Source organism: Photobacterium satsumensis (assembly GCF_050336935.1).
In the GTDB taxonomy this organism is placed as follows: domain Bacteria; phylum Pseudomonadota; class Gammaproteobacteria; order Enterobacterales; family Vibrionaceae; genus Photobacterium; species Photobacterium satsumensis.
This window is the reverse complement of the sequence record NZ_JAKJSK010000007.1, coordinates 320,916-341,464: the sequence shown is the minus strand read 5'-3', so window position 1 is coordinate 341,464 and position 20,549 is coordinate 320,916. Positions and strand designations below refer to the sequence as shown.

The window sequence follows — 20,549 nt, the reverse complement described above, 5'->3', positions numbered from 1 at the left end:
AAACAGTCAGCTATTTAGTAAACAGGTGTGATCAGCAGATTGCGAAAATCAACTATTAGCATTATTTTGAGGTCAAACAACACAATATAGTGCTAACAATGAAACGCATTTTTCTCTTTTCCTTCCTTTATATACTCAGTCTAGTTATCAGTGCATCCTCATGGGCCGCTTCCATGCCTCAAGGTAACAGCGAGGCAGGCAAAATAAAGTCGTTCTCCTGCCAATTCTGTCACGGACAAAATGGCGTCGCGAAGATGAACGGCTACCCCCACATCAATAACCAAAGCGCCCTGTATCTTTATAAGTCGATGAAATCTTATCAAAAAGGCGAACGTGGTGGAGCGTATGGTGAAATGATGAAGCAGCAGTTGTCCGTACTTAATGAACAAGATTTGGCTGACATCGCTATCTATTTTGCCGAGCAGCCCTAAGCCTCTCCCCACAGCCTGATTCAGGGCAAATTACAGTTATCCACTGGTAGCTTTTATCGATTGATACTAGAATTAAGCGGATTTGGTGGCTAGTCAGCTGCCATTTTTCATCGACATCGTTCACATTCAGTGAACAATGGGCCGGTAAATAACCGTGATATCTGTTTAAACATCCCCCGTTAAAGCGAAATTTGGCGGAGATTGACGAAACAGATTGTATTACGACCGGCGAGTCTTGTGGGTTTATTGAGCGTTTGCGCCAGAAAACCCCAAAAGACGGAGCAAAAACAAGCAAATGTTCATTTTATCTTAAATGACCTATGTAATGTTTGTTGGATTCAGTGATATACTCCCCCACCGAATAGTGACAGTAATTGTTTATAGAGAAAAACAATGGCAGATTTATCTAAATACAGAAACATTGGTATTTTCGCGCACGTTGATGCGGGTAAAACCACTACTACTGAGCGTATCCTTAAGCTAACTGGTCAAATCCACAAGACTGGTGAAGTTCACGACGGCGAATCAACTACTGACTTCATGGAGCAGGAAGCTGAGCGTGGTATTACTATCCAGTCTGCAGCAGTTAGCTGTTTCTGGAACGACCACCGCCTAAACGTTATCGATACTCCAGGACACGTTGACTTCACAGTTGAAGTTTACCGTTCTCTTAAAGTACTTGATGGCGGTATCGGTGTATTCTGTGGTTCTGGTGGTGTTGAGCCTCAGTCAGAAACTAACTGGCGTTACGCTAACGAATCAGAAGTATCTCGTCTGATCTTCGTTAACAAACTAGACCGTATGGGTGCAGATTTCTTCAACGTTGTTGACCAAGTTAAGAACGTTCTAGGTGCTACACCACTAGTTATGGTTCTGCCAATCGGCCGTGAAGACGAGTTCGTTGGTGTTGTTGACCTACTAAGCCGTAAAGCATACGTTTGGGATGACACTGGTCTTCCTGAAAACTACGAAATCACTGATGTTCCAGCGGACATGGTTGACGAAGTAGAACAGTACCGTGAAGAGCTAATCGAAACTGCTGTTGAGCAAGACGATGATCTGATGGAAGCGTACATGGAAGGTGAAGAGCCTTCTATCGAAGACGTTAAGCGTTGTATCCGTAAAGGTACTCGTGACATCTCGTTCTTCCCAACATTCTGTGGTTCTGCGTTTAAGAACAAAGGTATGCAACTTATCCTTGATGCAGTTGTAGATTACCTACCTGCACCAACAGAAGTTGATCCACAGCCGCTAACGGACAAAGAAACAGGTGAGCCAACTGGTGAAGTTGCAACTGTTTCTGTAGATGAGCCACTACGTGCTCTTGCGTTCAAAATCATGGACGACCGTTTCGGTGCCCTAACATTCATCCGTATCTACTCAGGTAAGATGAAGAAGGGTGACACCATCCTTAACGCTGCAACTGGTAAAACAGAGCGTATCGGCCGTATGGTTGAAATGCAGGCAGATGACCGTAACGAGCTTACTGAAGCACAAGCTGGTGACATCATCGCTGTTGTTGGTATGAAGAACGTTCAAACTGGTCACACTCTATGTGATGTTAAGCACGAGTGTACACTTGAGCCAATGATCTTCCCAACTCCAGTAATCTCTATCGCAGTTACGCCGAAAGACAAAGGCGGTTCTGAGAAAATGGGTATCGCGATCGGTAAAATGGTTGCAGAAGATCCATCTTTCCAAGTTGAAACTGACGAAGAAACTGGCGAAACCATCCTTAAAGGTATGGGTGAGCTTCACCTAGACATTAAGGTTGATATCCTTAAGCGTACTTACGGTGTAGACCTAATCGTTGGTGCTCCTCAGGTTGCTTACCGTGAAACTATCACTCAAGCAATTGAAGATAGCTACACGCACAAGAAGCAGTCTGGTGGTTCTGGTCAGTTCGGTAAGATCGACTACCGTATCAAGCCAGGTGAAGTTGGTTCAGGCTTCAAGTTCAGCTCTGTTGTTGTTGGCGGTAACGTTCCTAAGGAATTCTGGCCTGCAGTAGAGAAAGGTTTCGCGGGCATGATGGAGACTGGTGTTCTTGCTGGCTTCCCTGTTCTTGACGTTGAAGTTGAACTATTCGACGGTGGTTTCCACGCAGTCGATTCATCTGCAGTAGCATTCGAAATCGCAGCGAAAGGTGCATTCCGTCAGTCTATGCCTAAAGCAGGTGCACAGCTTCTAGAGCCAATCATGGCTGTAGACGTGTTCACTCCAGAAGATCACGTTGGTGATGTTATCGGTGACCTTAACCGTCGTCGTGGCATGATCAAAGATCAGATGGCTGGTACTACTGGTGTTCGTATTAAAGCAGACGTTCCTCTATCAGAAATGTTCGGCTACATCGGTCACCTACGTACAATGACTTCTGGTCGTGGTCAGTTCTCTATGGAGTTCGCACACTACGCACCATGTCCTGCAAACGTTGCAGAGCAGGTTATTGCTGACGTTAAAGCTGCTAACGAGAAGAAGTAATTCTTTCTTAAGTAAGCTTTAATGGCTGATAAAAACCCGGTAGCTTGGCTATCGGGTTTTTTTATATCTTCAATAACCAACAGCCCCCTATTCAACTGCCTCCATATTTGTTCCCCGTTCTCATAATGTTATAACTAACATAATGATAAATAAGCAGTACTAACAACAATGGAAATAACACAGCAAGAGCGTGATGCAGTATATAAAACAATTTTTTCTCGACGTGATGTCCGCGGTGAGTTCCTTCCTACCACTATCCCCGAAGAAGTACTGAAACGAATAATCAAAGCAGCACACCATGCGCCAAGTGTTGGTTTCATGCAGCCTTGGGACTTTATTGTTGTTACTAAGCCCGAGACAAAAGCCACAATCAAGCAAGGCTTTATGAGCGCCCATCAACAATCAGCACAAATGTTTGATGAGCAGAAACGATCTCAATACCAATCCCTGAAGCTCGAGGGGATCGAAGAGGCACCTATTGGGATTTGTGTAACATGTGATAGAAATCGGCTTGGTCCTGTAGTTCTTGGCCGGACTATCAAACCGGAAATGGATTTGTATAGCACTGTATGTGCGATTCAAAACCTATGGTTAGCTGCAAGAGCAGAGAATCTAGGTCTTGGTTGGGTCAGTATTATTCATGATGATGTGTTGCGCCGAGCACTTAATATACCGAAAGACATCGAAATCATTGGCTACCTATGCCTTGGATATACCCAGTTCTTTCATGAAAAGCCTGAGCTTGAAAAGCGCGGATGGCAGTCACGACGCCCACTAGAGCAAGCTATCCACTTTGACACATGGAAAGGCTAGCCCGTTTTGCCTTGTGGAAAACGGCTGCAGTTAGCTAGGTCGGCTACAATGTGCTAGATAGTTCATCAAGCCGTATTGTTGTAGCCATTCCAATTGCTCTGCCTGCTTAACCAAGAAGCGTCCTGAATAGTTTATCCCGTTCGCAAATATACCTTCGATATTATTTTTGCTACGGGGAAACAATAACATCCAACGCTCGGTAAGTAAGAGGTTATAAGGAGTACAATCACCGCCCTCCCTATCAGCCAGCAGCCCTAACTGCGCCATCATCGACAAATAGTAGCTATACAGTTCCTCAGCATCCAGAGCATGTAATGGAGCGAGACAGTGTACGAAGGGCAGCTCCCCTTGTGAGATAACCTGCTCCAGCGGTATCGGAGATCGGACTAACTGCATGTGGCGGTGTGCTTGGCTCGCCCCTGCTTGTGGACCGCTGTTATAAAAGCCAAAGACATCAGGATGGTCAAAACCTACCAGCCAAGCTTGGAAATCATTTAGGGTTAAACAAGATTGCTGTGGGATAAAGGTTTTGGAGCAAATGAGTAAATGTGGAGCCAGAACGGGAAACTTGTTCAATAGGCAAACATGCTCTTGACCGGCTTCATCAACATAAAGTGATTGTTCATAGGGCAAGAACGGGTTGCCTTGTGTCGAGGTTGCCCGAAACTTTTTCGTGGCGTTGGCTGTGACGACATGGGCAAAGTACGAAATCCCCTCTTCTTCTATCAGCTGGGCATCAGTGACTATTGGCATCAAGCTCCCCGCAGCCAATGCGCGTTCAGAAACACGGCCAGCCTTATCCCAAAGCGTCTCAGTTTTACCAAACATATCTCCCTCCTCACCACCCTCTTTTATACACCCAATTAACTTCAAATGACTTATTTTGAACACATTCTTTCGCCAAATCACTCCATGTGGACACCTATCTATAGAGTGTAAACTTTAATTTACAATGATTGGTCTTTTCAGCATAAACAGGATGAAGGCTAGATATGGCTGCCAACCACGAAAGTTTGTATTATCAATGCCATTGGAAAATACTGCTTTATCCTATTCCCAATAGTACTCCATAAAGCAGTTAGAAGTTTTTGTTTGGTCGCTAAAACTTCAACAGGTAGTTTTGTTTGGTCGCATCCTGCCTATCCAGCCTGTTTGCCTTTTGCATGAATCAGGTAGAAACAAAAAGGGCGTTTACTTAGTAAACGCCCCGCTTCTTATTATATTTATCTTGTTTGTCTTTACGCTTATCCGCTGTGCTTAAATCAACTCTGCCGCTAGCAAGAAGCATCCGAACAGGAAGCTCAGGCCCATCGCCAACTGGCCACCTGATGCTTGATACAGCACACCAGATGCATCAACTGAAAACGAACTATCATCTTCTTTACGGAGCTTGATGGTCATCGCCATTGGAATGAACACCGCTAGGAATACCAAGATAATACCTGCATATCCCAATACTGACAGGAATTGATCAGCGGCGAACAACGCACCTGCAAGAGGCAAGATAAAAGTCAGCACATAAGTGACTGTACGGTTTTGGCGGAATGTATCAACATTCTGGTCAAACAACGCCATCGCTACCCCCAAGAAAGAGGTCAGCAGTGCCAGTCCCGTGAATACAGACAAGATAAGATTAATCATGCTGTGATTTGAACCCAATACTGCGATTAACTCAGACACATTCTGGAAATCAACCATCTGCTCAGCACTTAGGTTACCCATTGCTGCATATAGCCACAGTAGGTAGCTAAACAGCGGGACAAGAGAGCCAATCACTACCATATTCCGTAGTTGCTTGTGCGTCGCTTCTTTGTTGTATGTCACCAATGACGGGATCACCACCATGAAACCGAAGCTGGTGAACAATACCGAACTGGTTTTGATCAGGTCTATCTTACTATCGCTGGTGGCAACCATTAGATTGTCGATTGAAATGGTAGGAACCAAAGAAAGCAATGTCAGCACCAGCATGACGACCATCACTGCAAATAGTGCGCGGTTTAGTTTATCAATAACTGCCGTCCCCGCAGCCACTACCATGCCCGCTAACAGAGTAAAGGCAATCTGGCTTTGCATTAGGCTCAAGTCGAGGCCGATACCCGATAAGAGTTTCATAACCAAGTCACCCGCCCCAATGATGTACGCCATTAGAAGGCAAACCAAAAGCGCGTAAAGCAGACCGTTAGTCACCAACTGGCCCCCTTTACCAAGGGTTTTACGGGCTATCGTGTTCATGCCAAGACCACCACCAGCCTTAATACTGGCTTCTAGCAATAACAATGCGGCATACGTCGTACCTAGCCAGATCACTAGCATCAACAACGTACCCCAGACTAGGCCAAACTGGGCCAATACCATAGGAATAGCCAACATACCGGCACCCAGTGCCGTACCTGCAATAATGAGAGAACTACCAAGCAGTTTTAAATTCACAATTTTGTCTCGTAATAATGTGTATCCGCCACGTTTAGGGGCAGAAAACGAAAAGGTTTAAATAATCTATTTATCAATGCACTGCCGACGAAAAGGCAGCAATAGAGAATTAGTGACTAAATCGGAATTCGGCAAAATAGCCGTAAAACTGAAGGTTTGCGGTAGGCGTAGCGGAATGGGGGTGGCGCGCACAAGCGTGCGACAAGGTATCAGTCGAGGACAGATGGATCTTCCCCGTAGTTTTATGGTTCATTAATCGTACTCCAACAACGATAAATCCCTATAAGCAAGGTAACCGTCCATTGATTACCCTAGTTTTGTTTGGTCAGATAGAAACTTATATGGTCGCTAGAAGCACTTCAACACTCGCAAGTGGAATCTTATATTGCAAATATGAAACAATGGAGCTCAGGTAAATAAAAACCCTTCGAGTATGATCTCGAAGGGTTCATTTTCACTCAGAAAGAGGGACTATGCTGACACAACCTCACCAGATTTAGCTGCAATTAGCGTGAGCTTGTTGAAGGATGCTGGATAAACGCTGATGGTACTGCCATCGTCAAATAGAAGGCCATCATAAAAGTTGCCACTCCATTTCACACGGGTAAAACGTGCATAGCGCGCTTTGCTGTAAACCTCTTCGAGGGTATTTATGGCACCTTGCTTCTTCACTTGCTCCAAAATCGCTGGGCTTAGTAACTTTTCTGCCACTGACTTGGCCGGTTCGTTCATCCCTGTTTCTCTGTATCACTCAAGTATATTTTTGTTTTACCAAAATCATGCTGAGTTGCAAGGGGCAATCACTCACATGATTACCCCATGGCGATTTACTAATCAGTTTTCGTCAATACTGTGATTAATGCACAATATTGCTGTCTTCAATTTCAACCGTTTTACCACCAGATGAGACAAAGCTGACAATCGCTTGTTGCTGCATAGACATTGAAGCTTCAATATCACCAATATGTTCCATAAAGCCTCTATCGCCTAACGTCATCGGACGGCCATCAGGATATAGCGGATCGGTATAGATCACAGGCCCTTCATATGGGAACAAATAGGTACCATGGCCACCGAGCTTAGCACGGACAACACCACGAATTACATCACCTTCTGGAACAACAGTATTCTGTGAAATAGCTGTTAACTCTAAGTGTTCAATCAATGGTTCTGTGCCTACCAATGGTTTTCCAGGGATATTATTCACTACAACGTTATCAGGTATGTAGTCCACACCTTCTTCGCAAGTCTCTGGCTTGTAGTAATCACAGGTCCCAGCCGCCTCTACTAACAAAATTGGCTGAGTTTTGTTTTCTCGCTGGCGCTTAATAAAGTTTGCGGGATCACCGGAATCCACGGCAGCTTGCACCCCAGGGAACATATCTACTGTCACCATTTCATAGACCATATCTTCTATACTGGCTGCTTGCTCTGCGTTTTCTGTGCTTTCCTCTTTATAGGCAGCCAACGCATCTAAGCCTTCAACCTTGGTCTGAGTTTCTTCATCATACACCCCGACCATACCTGCAACAGCTAGCTGAATATCACTTGAGCCTCTAATTTCTGTTTCGACTTCACCGCCAAGCAATGGTGAGTTCATAACTAGATCGGTTAGGTGCATACCCGGCACAGCCAAAGTAACCGTGCTGAAGGTCAACTCCGGTTGGTTTTGAGATAAATCACTCACCATTGTAGAAATAATTCCGCCTAAAGAGTGACCAATTAAACTGATATCATTCGAATCAACGAAATCTGTATTGTTAAGGGCTTTTCTCAACGTCAGCTGATCGAGTACAGCTTGGCGCTGATTATCACGTAAAGTTAACGCACTCAGTAGGTTCAGGTAGACTGATTTCTCTTGGTTCACTTCACCACTAGAAGCCGTAATTTCCGGCTCAAGGTCAATATCTAGATTTACTCCTCGTTCACCATGCAGAGGTTGATCGATTGCAATCACCAAACGATTAGTATCTATCACTCGCTTTGTCATTGTTTGTGCTGATTCTTTTTTGCCGGTAATACCATGGACAAAAATAGTCGCTGGTAATGCGGGTTTAGCTGATGTCCAACCGTTTGGTGCATAGATAATGACTGGAATTTCTAGTTCTTCAATTGTTGCAACTGGTTCAGGGTTTCCGCCATGAACAAACTCGCCATTAGCCCCCTTCCACCAACTATACAATGATTCACAATGGCTAATTTTATCTGCGGCAACCGTTTTATACTCAATGCTGTCCTCATTTTCGTACAGCTGAGGTACTTCACAGGTACCGTTCTCGCCATTTCTTTCTGGTAACTCCAAATAGTAAGGAACCTTAATGGTGGCCGAATAAGTCCACACATCAGAACCCGCGTCATCGTCGATGGGCATAACCGCCTCTATCGCTTGGTCTGGGATCTTCTCAATAGCCGCATCCATTACCGGATACACACTCTGGGTCGTAAAGCGCGCACTGTAAACAATGCTGTCTTGAACACCCGCAGCGGCTAAATCATTGTGGTTGCTTTGGATCTGGCTGACAAACTCATCACCTTTGGCGTGATCGAGATTGTCGCCCTCAAGCAAGCTTTGATAAAAGTTTGAGCGTCTTAATGTATTACCTAAAACGTCTGTAATGCCCTCTGACAGTGCAAGAACAAAGGTTGTAGATTCAGGCAGAACGACTTTCGGCATCACTTGAATATCACCGGACTCTGTTAACTCGACCACATAATCTTCGTTTGGTTTGAGCAATTCACCTGTTTCAACATTCAGGATATAGGTTTTATCTGTAAGTGTTGCCATATCAAGCACATCATCTGGGCCGGAAATAGGCAACACAATAGGATAGCCTGTCGACCAACCATCTAGAGCACCATATACGTTTTCGTAGTTTCTATAATCGACGTCACCGCCATTCGCTTCTTGCTCAAGCTCTAAAGTACCATCACTATCGGTAAGTAGAATGTCATTCGGATAGATCACCTGATCAAGGTTGTATGGTACATACTGACGAGGATCTTCTGAGGTATCTATCTCATTGCAGGCTGTGAGCGTAGCCGTAATAACAAGTGCCAGACATAGAGGTTGTGTATTTTTTATCATTATCTTTTCCATCGGTTTATTAAACTGCTTTCAGACGCTCGGCTATCCTAAATGAAAAGCACGCTATTCCCGACAACAGCTCTCTACTAACCAACTGAATTAATAAATTATTTATATTTTTTATATGTTTTTTGCCGACTACCTGGTAGTTAGCTTTACTCACCAGAAACCAACGTTGAGTACATTAATTTCTTTGTCACACAACCTTCATAAACTGTAAGAAAACAACACAAAATAAGTGATATCTCTTTCATATTTATGGTTTAAATTCCTCATTTTTATTCTTGTAATACAATACCACCTTTTATAAATCATTGATTTACAAAAGGCTACTACTTTAGGGTTATTCAAAACTGTAATTGATTTACGTCATATTTATTCACACTCTGTCTCATTAAGATTCCATTCAGAATTTATGACTTTGTAGTAGAGGATCTTATGAGCAAAGTGAGATTGGCCATCATCGGCAACGGAATGGTGGGCCATCGCTTTATCGAGGAATTAGTCGATAAAGCCAATATGGACAATTACGAGGTAACAATATTTTGCGAAGAGCCTCGTGTCGCCTATGATCGGGTTCACCTTTCATCGTATTTCTCCCACCATACCGCCGAAGAACTTTCGCTCGTTAAAGAAGGCTTCTACCAGAAACACGCCATCAATATCCTCCTCGGTGAACGTGCCATTAACATCAACCGAGAAAAACGCATCGTACACTCCAGCACTGGTCGTGAAGTTCAATACGACAAGTTAATCCTCGCTACTGGCTCTTTTCCGTTTGTTCCACCAATCAAAGGCAACGAAAGCAAAGACTGCTTTGTCTACCGCACTATCGAAGATCTCAAAGCGATTGAAGCATCTGCAAAAAATAGCAAAGTCGGTGTCGTTGTCGGTGGTGGCCTGCTAGGCCTTGAAGCCGCAGGGGCTCTAAAGGCATTAGGTGTACAAACCCACGTTGTTGAATTCGCGCCAAAGCTAATGGCCGAGCAACTAGACATGGCTGGTGGTAATCAGCTGCGCCAGAAGATTGAGCGTATGGGCGTAAACGTCCACACCAGTAAAAACACGCTGGAAATCGCGCCTGAAGGTACTAACTCCCGTAACGTAATGCGCTTTGCTGATGGTACTGAGCTAGAGACTGATTTCATTGTTTTCTCTGCAGGTATTCGGCCACAAGACAAACTGGCTCGCCAAATGGATCTAGATGTCGCCCCTCGCGGTGGTATCGCTATCAATAACACCTGCCAGACGTCAGATGATAATATCTACGCTATCGGTGAATGTGCCTCTTGGAACGAGATGTTCTATGGCCTAGTTGCACCGGGCTACAAAATGGCACAGGTCGCTGTCTCGCATATTGTTGGTGAAGATAACCAGTTTGAAGGCGCAGACATGAGTGCCAAGCTGAAACTGCTTGGGGTAAAAGTAGGGTCAATTGGTGATGCCAATGGCCGCACACCAGGCTGTAAGAGCTTTGTTTACCAGAACGAAGAGCAAGAGGTTTACAAGCGAATCATTGTTTCTGAGGACAACAAGAAGCTACTCGGAGCCGTAATGGTGGGTGATACCTCCGACTATGGCGACCTGCTTCAGTTGATGCTCAACGAAATCGACCTACCAGAGCACCCAGATACATTGATCCTCCCTGCGCACGCTGGTGCTGAAAAGCCCGCATTAGGTGCAGATTCGCTACCTGATACTGCCGTGATCTGTTCTTGCTTCGACGTTACTAAAGCAAAAATTGCCCAAGCAGTCACAGACGGAAACCATACTCTGGCAGATATCAAAGCTGTAACGGGCGCGGGTACTGGCTGTGGTGGCTGTATTCCGTTAGTCACATCGGTACTCAATGCTGAACTGGCTAAGTCAGGTGTCGAAGTTAAGAACGATGTATGTGAACACTTCGCCTATTCACGCCAGGAACTGTTCCATCTGATCCGCATCGAAGAAATCAAAACGTTCGATGAGCTATTGGAAAAATACGGTAAAGGCTATGGCTGCGAAGTCTGCAAACCACTCGCTGGTTCTATTCTGGCTTCGTGCTGGGGTGAGCACATCCTGAAACCGCAATTGGTTAAGCTACACGATACCAACGATAACTTCCTCGGCAACATCCAGAAAGACGGTACCTATTCTGTTATTCCGCGTATGGCCGGTGGTGAAGTGACTCCTCAGGCCCTTGGTGTTCTTGCGGCAGTTGCCGAAGAATACAAGCTGTACACCAAAGTGACCGGTGCCCAGCGTATTGGCCTGTTTGGCGCTCAGAAAGATGACCTTCCTGTGATCTGGCGCAAGCTGATTGAAGCGGGTTTCGAAACCGGTCAGGCCTACGCCAAAGCGCTGCGTATGGCGAAAACCTGTGTGGGTTCGACGTGGTGTCGATACGGTGTTCAAGATTCTGTCGGTCTGGGCTCTTACATTGAGAACCGCTACAAAGGGATCCGTACTCCTCACAAGATGAAGTTCGGTGTCTCTGGCTGTACCCGTGAATGTGCGGAAGCGCAAGGTAAAGACCTTGGCATTATTGCAACCGACGCTGGCTGGAACATGTACGTATGTGGTAACGGCGGTATGAAGCCTCGCCACGCTGATCTACTGGCCAGCGACCTAGATCAAGAAACGCTCATCAAGTATATCGATCGCTTCATGATGTTCTACATCCGCACGGCTGCGCCACTGCAGCGTACATCGGTATGGATGGAAAACATGGAAGGTGGTGTGGATTACCTACGTGCAGTGATTGTTGAGGACAAGCTTGGTATCAATGCTCAACTCGAATTGGACGTTGCCAAGTTGGTTGACGAGTACGAGTGTGAGTGGACAGCCACTATCAACGATGAATCGCAACTGACACGCTTTGCCCACTTCATCAACACCGATCTTCGTGATGATAACGTGATTTTTGTTGCCGAGCGTGACCAACACCGTCCTGCCACATTTACCGAAAAACACCCTGATGCCGTTGGCGATATCCTGCACGTGGAATTGGAGAACTAATCATGGCTTTTGAACAAATTTGCGATATTCAAGATATCACTCCGGGAACAGGTGTCTGTGCGCTTTACAACGGCCAGCAAGTTGCCATTTTTCGCCCTAGCGTTGCCGAAGAAGTGTTCGCCATCAGCAATATGGACCCGTTTGCCCGCTCAAACGTGCTCTCTCGCGGTCTGATTTGTCAGCACCAAGATGAGCTTTGGGTCGCCAGCCCACTGAAGAAGCAGCGCTTCAATCTAGCTACCGGTGCATGCATGGAAGATGAGCGCTTTAACATTAAAGCCTTCAATGCCCGAGTCGCTAACGGCAAGGTTGAAATTGCGGCATAAGCCAAGAAGAAGTGAAACCGCAAAAGATTAAATAGCGAAAAGGCTCACACCAACACTGGAATGCGAGCCTTTGACTATTCAATTTTAATTTTAACTTTTTGGAGTGACATGATGTCCTATTCAAAACCGATGGAATTCGTTCAGACAATGATTGATACTGGCGAAGCGAAAATGCGCACCTCTACACGCGATTTGATATTACGTGGCACGATGGCGGGTATTATTCTTTCGTTAGCGGTGGTAGTCGCAATTACCACCATCACTCAAACCGGCATTGGCATTGTCGGTGCGTTAGTCTTCCCTGTTGGCTTCTGTATCTTGAGCCTGATGGGTTATGACCTCGTTACCGGAGTATTCGGTCTTGCCCCACTGGCAAAATTCGATAACCGTAAAGGTATTACTTGGAATCACGTTCTGCGTTGTTGGGGACTGGTTGGCCTTGGTAACCTGATTGGCTCACTTATCGTTGCTTTCCTTGTTGCACTCACCTTCACTATGAACTTCAGCGTTGAACCCGGCGCGGTAGGTCAAACTTTTATCAAAGCAGCAACAGCACGTACAGTCGGTTACGAAATACACGGTATGAACGGTTGGATCACGGTGTTCGTAAAAGGCATTCTTTGTAATCTCATGGTTTGCTTGGGGGTCATCGGCAACATGACCGCCCGCAGCGTCGCTGGCAAAATTGCAGCAATGTGGCTACCTATTTTTATCTTCTTCGCACTTGTCTTCGAGCATGCGGTTGTGAACATGTTCCTGTTCCCACTCGGTATGATGCTAGGTGCTGAATTTAGTATTGCGACTTGGTTGAACTTCAACCTTATTCCAACCATTCTAGGTAACCTTGTTGGTGGCCTGCTATTCACGTGTGTTCCGCTCTACCTGACTCACGCTAAAACAGCACCAGCAATTAACGTAGAAAATGATTTAGCGGTTAATGCAGAGCCTGCATTTAGCGCGAAGTAAGCATTTGAATTGGCTCCGGACAGAATGTTCGGGGCCAGCTCTTAACTAAAGAAAGGCGTTGCTATGACCACCAATCTCGCATTATCAAACAGCGGCTTTGTTTCCCTTGTCGGTGCTGGCCCGGGTGATCCGGATTTGCTGACGGTAAAAGGCCTGAAAGTAATACAAGCAGCAGACGTTGTGGTGTACGACCGTCTGGTTTCGAAAGATATCCTTGCGCTGGCAGATGCATCGGCAGAGATGATTTACGTCGGTAAAAAGCTCGATTTCCATTGCGTCCCACAAGATCAAATCAACCAGATCCTGGTACAAAAAGCGCAAGCAGGTAAGCGAGTTGTCCGCTTGAAAGGCGGTGATTCATTCATCTTCGGCCGGGGTGGTGAAGAGCTTGAGGAATTAGCCAAGTTTGGTATCAAATATGAAGTGGTACCGGGGATCACTGCCGCAGCGGGTGCTACCGCCTATGCCGGGATCCCGCTGACCCATCGCGACCATGCGCAAAGTGTCCAGTTCATCACCGGCCACGTACAAAAAGACGGCCGCGAAATCGAGTGGGCTTCATTAGCACAGTCCAATAACACCCTTGTCTTCTATATGGGCTTGAAACAGAGTGGGCATATCTGCGACAAGCTGATCACCCACGGCCTTGCCGCCGAGACACCTTGCGCCATCATTGAAAACGGCACTCGTCAGGATCAACGTGTACTTACCGGTACACTCACAACGCTGCCAGAACTCGCAAAAGGTGCTGTTAGTCCTGCATTAATTGTTATTGGCAGTGTGGCATCACTGAGTGAAACCTTGCAGTGGTTTAATCAGGAATAAGCCTTTCGAGCCAATCAAAACAAATAATTAAGGGCACTCGCCAGTGCCCTTGCCGTTAAACCCTCTTTAGCTATCAGTTAACGTCTAGCCAGAACAGAGCCTGCCCCCATCCCAATCAGCATCATCACAATAAAGACTAACATCGACGGGTTAAGCCCAAAGGTTGACGTCACTGCCGGGCCGGGGCAAATGCCTGCAATCCCCCACCCTAAACCAAACAACACCGCACCACTGACAAGTTTTTTATCAATGATTTGATTGTTCGAAATTTCGAATTTAGCAGCACATACGGGAGCTGAACGTTTTTTTACCACCAGCAGATACACCGGCATAAACACAGCTAATGCCCCACCCATTACAAACATCAAACTGGGATCCCAAGCACCGGCAATATCTAAAAATCCCAGTACTCGGAGGGGATCAACCATACCTGAAACCATCATCCCCAAGCCAAACAGTAGTCCTGCGAGTAACGCGACAAGTTGCGATAAGCCTTTCATCTTAAATCCTCTGCTACAGAACATGTAAGCGAACAAAGACAGTTGCTATTGCCACGCCCATAAAAATACATGTCGCCACTATCGAGCGCTTTGAAAGCCTGCCCATCCCGCAAATACCGTGACCACTGGTACAACCATTACCGATTTTAGTACCAATACCAACCAGTAAGCCGGCTAGTCCAACCCACAAAAATGAAGATACCGGCAAAGTTTCAGGCAACGTAAAACCTATTGCGGGCGCCAACAAGCCGCTAGCCAACATGCCAATAACGAACAACAGGCGCCACGACACCTCACCCTTTTTAGGCATCAACAAGCCCGACACAATACCGCTGATCCCTGCAATTCTGCCATTGAGCACCAACAAGACAGATGCCGAGACGCCAAGCAGCATTCCTCCAGCCAGTGCATCCCATGGAATATCAAAAGCCATATTCACTCCTATCAAATTCGTCCTGCTTTATTGGTTTAGAGAATACTAAAATACAGAGTTCAGTCAATACTAATTTAGAATAAATTAAATTAGCCTTTTCTAATTTAATTATTTATATTGGATAGCATCATGAATAGAGATACTGTAGCTCCCTAATTTTAGGGCAGACGGAGAATGCAATGACCAAGATTTTGATTGTAGGCGGTGTTGCGGGTGGCGCATCCGCCGCCGCACGTGCTCGCCGATTGAGTGAAGATGCTGAAATCATCATGTTTGAACGAGGCGAGTTCGTCTCTTTTGCCAATTGCGGCCTTCCTTACCATATTGGTGGTGACATTACAGACCGCAGCAAACTGTTGCTTCAAACACCGGAAAGCTTCCTTGCCCGCTTCAATGTCGATGCCAGAGTGATGAATGAAGTTATCTCAATCGACCGTGAAGCGAAAAGCGTTACGGTAAAGAATCTGCTCGATGGATCAGAGTACAATGAAACATATGACTTTCTCCTATTAAGCCCGGGGGCTGCACCTATCATTCCACCCATTCAGGGCATTGATAATCCGCTGACGCACTCTCTGCGCAACATTCCTGATATGGATAAGATCCTTAAAACGATCGAAATGAACAAACCTGAGCACGCGACTGTTGTCGGCGGCGGCTTTATTGGTCTTGAAATGATGGAAGCTTTCCATCAGCTAGGGATCAAAACCACGCTAGTTGAGATGGCGGATCAGGTAATGACACCGGTTGACCGTGAAATGGCAGGCTTTGTTCATCAGGAGATCCGTGACAAAGGCATTGATCTTCGCTTGGGTGTTGCACTTGAGTCTGTTGAATACCTCCCTAGTCACTCTATCGCCAACGAAGATGCTGGAGAAATCGCTGAACACCAGCACCTATGCGGCGGACTCAACTTGCACCTCAATAATGGCGATACGTTGAACACCGAGATCCTGATTATGGCCATCGGCGTCCGCCCCGAAACAACACTGGCTGCTGAGGCTGGCCTACAAATTGGCGAACTTGGCGGCATCTACACCAACACAAGCATGCAAACCAGTGATCCGTCAATTTACGCGGTCGGTGATGCTGTAGAAGAAACTGACTTCGTCACCGGTAATCAAACCTTGGTGCCACTGGCGGGCCCTGCCAACCGTCAAGGGCGCATGGCTGCTGACAACATGCTGGGCCGCACCGAAACCTATCAAGGCACTCAAGGCACGGCGATTTGTAAAGTATTCGATCTGGCCGTTGCGTCCACCGGTAAGAACGAGAAACAGCTAAAACACGAAGGTGTCGAGTACGAGAAAGTCTATGTACATACGGCAAGCCACGCCAGTTACTATCCGGGCGCTGAAACCGTTTCACTGAAGCTATTGTTCGCCCCGAGTACTGGCAAAATTTTCGGCGCACAAGCCGTGGGTAAAGATGGGGTAGACAAACGCATTGATGTACTTGCGGTCGCCCAGCGTGCAGGCATGACTGTAGAACAGTTGCAGCACCTTGAACTGACCTATGCGCCACCTTATGGCAGTGCCAAAGATGTGATCAACCAAGCAGCATTTGTTGCTAACAACATCATCAAAGGTGATGCCACCCCTATCCATTACGATGCGATTGATGATCTTAATGACGAACAGCTGCTACTTGATGTCCGCAACCCTGGCGAACTCAAGAATGCAGATTATTTGGAAGGGGCGGTGAATATCCCTGTCGATCAGCTTCGCCAGCGTATGGGCGAACTCCCGAAAGACAAAGAGATCATCATCTATTGTGCTGTAGGCTTACGTGGCAACGTAGCCTACCGTCAGCTCGTTAATAACGGGTTCAAAGCTCGCAACCTAATTGGTGGCTACCGTACCTACACATTTGCGCAAAAGTAATTGTGTAAACGGTCCTTTAACAAAAGCCTGAGCAGTTGCTCAGGCTTGTTTTAACCAACATTGGGAATGACTACTGCTTTAGTAATAACTATTCCCTTTACCGCTGTAACGCTTGTAATAGCCTTTTCCATTATTGCTCTTGTCTTTGCTATAACCTGAATCATAGCTATCGTCATAGCCACTATCATCATCCTTACCGTAATAGCTATCACTATGGTATTCCTCATAGTAGCTGTCACGATAGTAACGGTAGCGATACCAGTCATACCAAGACTTGAACTCAGGCTTATACTCTTTCAAATCTATGACAAACAGGCAATCAAAGAACATTGGATCGCCTTCGTTACCTTCAAAATTAGTTAAGTCAACCATACCAGAAAGGCGTACAGTACCTTTGTGCCACTGATACTCCCCGTAACCTTTTACAACCGCATTTTCGTCACTCGAAGCACCGGTAATATGCGTGATTGTCTGGCCGCCAGCAGTAACAATAGGCTTCAGCGCGGGCTGTACCGTGGTATCGCCTCTGGTAATTAAGAGCCCATCAGGTAAATAAAAGAATGTGGTACCAATTAACGATAAGCCCTCACCGCCACTTTCATCTGGGGTGATTTCAGACAGGCAGTCAGTCGCCCACCCTATATTTTTACCATCATGGATATTTTTCAATTCAACATCAAAGCATATGGCATCCAATGGCGGCCCATACTTTTCCAAAGGGGGAACCGTCTGTGGATACATATACCCAGTACCGATAAGGTTTAGAGCCAGACGTTTTTTGTCGTCATCGTCTTCATCTTTATAATCGTCTGAGCCATCGTCGCTGGAATAGCCACCACCTCCAGAATAATCCCCACCATCACTCGAATCGTATCCAGATGAATAGGAGTGGCTACCACTACCTGAGTAAGAATCGTCATCTCCTTTATCATCATAGGATGAGGAGTCTGAATACGATGAATACCTATCATCATCATCATAATCGTCGTCATATTTTCCTGAAGCTAAGCTCCCAGCAGAGAACCCAACACAAACCGCCAACACCGAGAGTGCTATCTTGTTCATTCTCATCATGCTACTCCACGTAACGCTGTGGTATCACTTGAATTAATAGCCAACTAATTTTTTATAAGAGATTTACCACCATCTGGAAAACACATGCCATCCAGACAAAATCACTAAATATCGGGTTTAATTGTAGAAGAGTTAGAGGATTACTTCAGGTAGGGGTTTGAAAGCCATATCGTTATAAACTATTAAATGAATTGGTTTTAGTCTGAAATATCGTGTATTTCATATAAGAGAAAACTGTATCAATTCTTAAAAATAATACAGTCCCATAAGAATTTGGCAGCCTAGAATGCTCATCTGGCTGCCACTGAAAAATTACATTGAAAGATTTATCGAGGTAGGATCTTTCGGATTCGGGCCGTATTCGTTAACCGCAGGCTGACTATCTTGCACAAAGAAATATACCAGTACTAACCACCCGATTAGCGGGATTAGTCCAATCAGCATCCACCAGCCGGTCCGTCCGGTATCATGAAGGCGACGCACACCAACAGCGATACTCGGGATAAGTATTACAAGGGAATAAATCGTACCGATAAGCCCTGCCCCTTCACCTGCTCCGGGGTTACCCAATGCCGAATCAATCATCGACAACGCGACGCTGATAACAATGTTAAACAGGAAGAAATACCAATACTCTTGCCTTTGCGCTCTCCCTTTAAAGACAGCGTAGTTTTTCAATACGTGGAGATACCAGTTCATAGCAGGCCTTAGTTAAATCATAATAAATAAGTGACTTAGGTATATATTATTGTGTTGAAAACATATTTTCTGCCAACCACAGCAAAATTATAGTCATCGTTTTTGTATGGCTTTGTATGAATAGCAAGCCAACGGGTTTGGGGAAAGCTCACTTCTGATCAATACTAGTTGAAACCCACTAAGGCAGGTTTCCATCATGAAATCGCTATTGCTAACATTGGGCTTGTTACTAACAAGCTTTTCAACCCTCAGTGAAAACCACACCATTCACGAGCCACTTTTCTCCCCAGATAGAGGCGTACTCTGCGATCGGCAAGCCGGCTTCTGTGTCGATAGTTACGGGATCTCAATGGGCTTTACCAAAGAGTTCTTGGGCCAAGAAGCCCAAGACAAGATGATGGAATTGATTAATCGGGTTGGCAGCGAAAACTTTGACACCACCCGCTATTCATTCAGTAATAAAGTGTATTGTGATTCTGAGCAGCGAGCCTGTTTTGTCGATCGGTTCTCCGAAGAGCAACTGGCAGACTACACAAGTATCTTGTTTGACTAAATTTATCCCCTCACAGAGCAAGCAACCTGCTAAAAAACATGCTGAATCGCGAGATATCGGGCTCTGATGTGCTCAATCAGCAGCTTTATTTTTTGCGAGGGTTGGCGGGTATAGGGATATACCGCATAAATACCTAACCGCTTGCCCACTTGCTCGGGAAAGAGGTCAACGAGCTTTCCTTCCATGAGATCATGGTAGACCAAGCAACGCGGCACATAGGCAATTCCATAGCCGCCTAACGCCGCTTTTCTCAAGGCTGTTGCGTTATCGGTAGAAAAGTTACCGCTAACCCGAAGGGTATAGTTTCCCTGATCACCAATAAATTGCCACTCTGAGGCCCCTGTGGTTTGATAGGCATACTGCAGGCAATTATGGTCAACCAGATCTTGCGGCATTTCTGGCTTACCGTTTCGGGCAATATATTTAGGCGCGGCACAAATCACCCATTGTGAATCAAGAATGTGTCTAGCAATCAGGCTTGAATCTTCCAAATAGCCAGTACGGATCACCAAGTCGTAACCGTCTTCAATGAGATTAACAAAACGGTTATCCAAGGACATATCAACCGTAAAACCGGGGTGCTCGGTACAAAACTCCGCTACCGCATCGGCCAACAACAAATCACCGGAGATGGTAGGTACAGACATCTTGACATGGCCGCTGACTTTTTCCCCAAACCCGCTAACGGCATCCAAGGCTTCCATCGCGGCCTGCTTCACATTTTTAGAACCCTGATATAACACTTTCCCAGCCTCACTGACGGTGAGTTTCCGGGTTGTCCGGTAAAGTAGCTGTACCCCGAGATCATCTTCCAAGCGGGCTATTCTCTTGCTAACCACGGAGTTTGTAAGGGAATTCAACTCTGCAACCTTACTGAAAGAGCCATATTCCACTACCTGAGCAAATAAGATCAGGTCATCTGCTTTTGCCATTATTTATCCACTTTTGGAAAAAATGTTTTTCATTATTTCCCTATACCAAATAAAAATAAAGCGATACTGTCACACCGAGTTAACAAAACCAATAATAAACGCAACAAATATGTTCATC

Annotated in this window: 18 protein-coding genes; 9 read left to right on the top strand and 9 right to left on the bottom strand. The window is 45.7% G+C overall.

From position 1 onward, the window contains the following. Positions 1 to 173: 173 nt before the first annotated feature. The 3 genes from L4D79_RS13200 to bluB all read left to right on the top strand — a co-directional run bounded on the left by L4D79_RS13200 (position 174) and on the right by bluB (position 3,725). Positions 174 to 431 carry a c-type cytochrome gene (locus L4D79_RS13200; protein ID WP_428652031.1) on the top strand — a complete coding sequence of 86 codons (258 nt, stop codon included), beginning with the start codon at positions 174 to 176 and terminating at the stop codon, positions 429 to 431. 393 nt (positions 432 to 824) lie between these two features. Further along, the gene (gene fusA / locus L4D79_RS13195) at positions 825 to 2,912 is read left to right on the top strand and encodes an elongation factor G (protein ID WP_428652030.1); all 2,088 of its coding nucleotides are present in this window, start codon (positions 825 to 827) and stop codon (positions 2,910 to 2,912) included. A gap of 168 nt (positions 2,913 to 3,080) precedes the next feature. Beyond that, complete coding sequence (bluB, locus tag L4D79_RS13190; RefSeq protein WP_428652029.1) at positions 3,081 to 3,725, top strand: 5,6-dimethylbenzimidazole synthase; 645 nt, start codon at positions 3,081 to 3,083, stop codon at positions 3,723 to 3,725. A gap of 30 nt (positions 3,726 to 3,755) precedes the next feature. Here bluB and L4D79_RS13185 read toward each other — a convergent pair whose 3' ends face one another. The 4 genes from L4D79_RS13185 to L4D79_RS13170 form a co-directional block, all read right to left on the bottom strand. Then, positions 3,756 to 4,553 carry a DUF4922 domain-containing protein gene (locus L4D79_RS13185; protein WP_428652028.1) on the bottom strand — a complete coding sequence of 266 codons (798 nt, stop codon included), beginning with the start codon at positions 4,551 to 4,553 and terminating at the stop codon, positions 3,756 to 3,758. Between the two features lie 429 nt (positions 4,554 to 4,982). Beyond that, the gene (locus tag L4D79_RS13180; protein ID WP_428652027.1) at positions 4,983 to 6,158 is read right to left on the bottom strand and encodes an amino acid permease; all 1,176 of its coding nucleotides are present in this window, start codon (positions 6,156 to 6,158) and stop codon (positions 4,983 to 4,985) included. 471 nt (positions 6,159 to 6,629) lie between these two features. After that, positions 6,630 to 6,890, bottom strand: a complete 261-nt coding sequence (locus tag L4D79_RS13175; RefSeq protein WP_428652026.1) for a hypothetical protein — start codon at positions 6,888 to 6,890, stop codon at positions 6,630 to 6,632. Positions 6,891 to 7,014: 124 nt separating this feature from the next. Continuing rightward, positions 7,015 to 9,243 (bottom strand): hypothetical protein, encoded by a 2,229-nt coding sequence (locus tag L4D79_RS13170; RefSeq protein ID WP_428652025.1) that lies wholly within the window; start codon positions 9,241 to 9,243, stop codon positions 7,015 to 7,017. A 438-nt stretch (positions 9,244 to 9,681) separates the two neighbouring features. On the opposite strand from L4D79_RS13170, the gene nirB reads away from it, so the two are divergent. The 4 genes from nirB (at position 9,682) to cobA (ending at position 14,357) form a co-directional block, all read left to right on the top strand. Further along, positions 9,682 to 12,240: a nitrite reductase large subunit NirB gene (nirB, locus tag L4D79_RS13165; protein ID WP_428652024.1), complete on the top strand. Its 2,559-nt coding sequence runs from the start codon at positions 9,682 to 9,684 to the stop codon at positions 12,238 to 12,240. A gap of 2 nt (positions 12,241 to 12,242) precedes the next feature. Next, a complete protein-coding gene (nirD, locus tag L4D79_RS13160; RefSeq protein WP_428652023.1) occupies positions 12,243 to 12,566 on the top strand; it encodes a nitrite reductase small subunit NirD in 324 nt (107 codons plus the stop codon). Positions 12,567 to 12,677: 111 nt separating this feature from the next. Next, a complete protein-coding gene (locus tag L4D79_RS13155) occupies positions 12,678 to 13,532 on the top strand; it encodes a formate/nitrite transporter family protein (protein ID WP_428652022.1) in 855 nt (284 codons plus the stop codon). Between the two features lie 63 nt (positions 13,533 to 13,595). Beyond that, positions 13,596 to 14,357 carry a uroporphyrinogen-III C-methyltransferase gene (gene cobA / locus L4D79_RS13150; protein ID WP_428652021.1) on the top strand — a complete coding sequence of 254 codons (762 nt, stop codon included), beginning with the start codon at positions 13,596 to 13,598 and terminating at the stop codon, positions 14,355 to 14,357. Between the two features lie 77 nt (positions 14,358 to 14,434). Here the strand turns inward: cobA and L4D79_RS13145 are convergent, their stop codons facing one another. Both L4D79_RS13145 and L4D79_RS13140 read right to left on the bottom strand, forming a co-directional pair. After that, a complete protein-coding gene (locus L4D79_RS13145; RefSeq protein WP_428652020.1) occupies positions 14,435 to 14,857 on the bottom strand; it encodes a DUF6691 family protein in 423 nt (140 codons plus the stop codon). 13 nt (positions 14,858 to 14,870) lie between these two features. After that, positions 14,871 to 15,290, bottom strand: coding sequence for a YeeE/YedE family protein (locus L4D79_RS13140; RefSeq protein ID WP_428652019.1), 420 nt, complete (start codon positions 15,288 to 15,290; stop codon positions 14,871 to 14,873). Positions 15,291 to 15,469: 179 nt separating this feature from the next. Here L4D79_RS13140 and L4D79_RS13135 point away from each other — a divergent pair, with 179 nt between their 5' ends. Beyond that, complete coding sequence (locus L4D79_RS13135; protein ID WP_428652018.1) at positions 15,470 to 17,173, top strand: FAD-dependent oxidoreductase; 1,704 nt, start codon at positions 15,470 to 15,472, stop codon at positions 17,171 to 17,173. Positions 17,174 to 17,251: 78 nt separating this feature from the next. Here L4D79_RS13135 and L4D79_RS13130 read toward each other — a convergent pair whose 3' ends face one another. Both L4D79_RS13130 and L4D79_RS13125 read right to left on the bottom strand, forming a co-directional pair. After that, a complete protein-coding gene (locus tag L4D79_RS13130) occupies positions 17,252 to 18,247 on the bottom strand; it encodes a hypothetical protein (protein ID WP_428652017.1) in 996 nt (331 codons plus the stop codon). A gap of 312 nt (positions 18,248 to 18,559) precedes the next feature. Next, complete coding sequence (locus L4D79_RS13125; RefSeq protein WP_428652016.1) at positions 18,560 to 18,946, bottom strand: DUF805 domain-containing protein; 387 nt, start codon at positions 18,944 to 18,946, stop codon at positions 18,560 to 18,562. Positions 18,947 to 19,142: 196 nt separating this feature from the next. Between L4D79_RS13125 and L4D79_RS13120 the strand changes: the two genes are divergently transcribed. Further along, on the top strand, positions 19,143 to 19,499 hold the full coding sequence (locus L4D79_RS13120) for a YcgJ family protein (RefSeq protein ID WP_428652015.1): 357 nt from the start codon (positions 19,143 to 19,145) through the stop codon (positions 19,497 to 19,499). Between the two features lie 29 nt (positions 19,500 to 19,528). Here the strand turns inward: L4D79_RS13120 and L4D79_RS13115 are convergent, their stop codons facing one another. After that, a complete protein-coding gene (locus L4D79_RS13115; RefSeq protein ID WP_428652014.1) occupies positions 19,529 to 20,431 on the bottom strand; it encodes a LysR family transcriptional regulator in 903 nt (300 codons plus the stop codon). Positions 20,432 to 20,549 lie beyond the last annotated feature (118 nt).

What these genes read in the sequence shown, in the direction of transcription:
- L4D79_RS13200 (WP_428652031.1), top strand. Translation starts at nt 174, where the DNA reads ATGCCTCAAGGTAACAGCGAGGCAGGCAAAATAAAGTCGTTCTCCTGC.
- fusA (WP_428652030.1), top strand. Translation starts at nt 825, where the DNA reads ATGGCAGATTTATCTAAATACAGAAACATTGGTATTTTCGCGCACGTT.
- bluB (WP_428652029.1), top strand. Translation starts at nt 3,081, where the DNA reads ATGGAAATAACACAGCAAGAGCGTGATGCAGTATATAAAACAATTTTT.
- L4D79_RS13185 (WP_428652028.1), bottom strand. Translation starts at nt 4,553, where the DNA reads ATGTTTGGTAAAACTGAGACGCTTTGGGATAAGGCTGGCCGTGTTTCT.
- L4D79_RS13175 (WP_428652026.1), bottom strand. Translation starts at nt 6,890, where the DNA reads ATGAACGAACCGGCCAAGTCAGTGGCAGAAAAGTTACTAAGCCCAGCG.
- L4D79_RS13170 (WP_428652025.1), bottom strand. Translation starts at nt 9,243, where the DNA reads ATGATAAAAAATACACAACCTCTATGTCTGGCACTTGTTATTACGGCT.
- nirB (WP_428652024.1), top strand. Translation starts at nt 9,682, where the DNA reads ATGAGCAAAGTGAGATTGGCCATCATCGGCAACGGAATGGTGGGCCAT.
- nirD (WP_428652023.1), top strand. Translation starts at nt 12,243, where the DNA reads ATGGCTTTTGAACAAATTTGCGATATTCAAGATATCACTCCGGGAACA.
- L4D79_RS13155 (WP_428652022.1), top strand. Translation starts at nt 12,678, where the DNA reads ATGTCCTATTCAAAACCGATGGAATTCGTTCAGACAATGATTGATACT.
- cobA (WP_428652021.1), top strand. Translation starts at nt 13,596, where the DNA reads ATGACCACCAATCTCGCATTATCAAACAGCGGCTTTGTTTCCCTTGTC.
- L4D79_RS13145 (WP_428652020.1), bottom strand. Translation starts at nt 14,857, where the DNA reads ATGAAAGGCTTATCGCAACTTGTCGCGTTACTCGCAGGACTACTGTTT.
- L4D79_RS13140 (WP_428652019.1), bottom strand. Translation starts at nt 15,290, where the DNA reads ATGGCTTTTGATATTCCATGGGATGCACTGGCTGGAGGAATGCTGCTT.
- L4D79_RS13135 (WP_428652018.1), top strand. Translation starts at nt 15,470, where the DNA reads ATGACCAAGATTTTGATTGTAGGCGGTGTTGCGGGTGGCGCATCCGCC.
- L4D79_RS13130 (WP_428652017.1), bottom strand. Translation starts at nt 18,247, where the DNA reads ATGATGAGAATGAACAAGATAGCACTCTCGGTGTTGGCGGTTTGTGTT.
- L4D79_RS13125 (WP_428652016.1), bottom strand. Translation starts at nt 18,946, where the DNA reads ATGAACTGGTATCTCCACGTATTGAAAAACTACGCTGTCTTTAAAGGG.
- L4D79_RS13120 (WP_428652015.1), top strand. Translation starts at nt 19,143, where the DNA reads ATGAAATCGCTATTGCTAACATTGGGCTTGTTACTAACAAGCTTTTCA.
- L4D79_RS13115 (WP_428652014.1), bottom strand. Translation starts at nt 20,431, where the DNA reads ATGGCAAAAGCAGATGACCTGATCTTATTTGCTCAGGTAGTGGAATAT.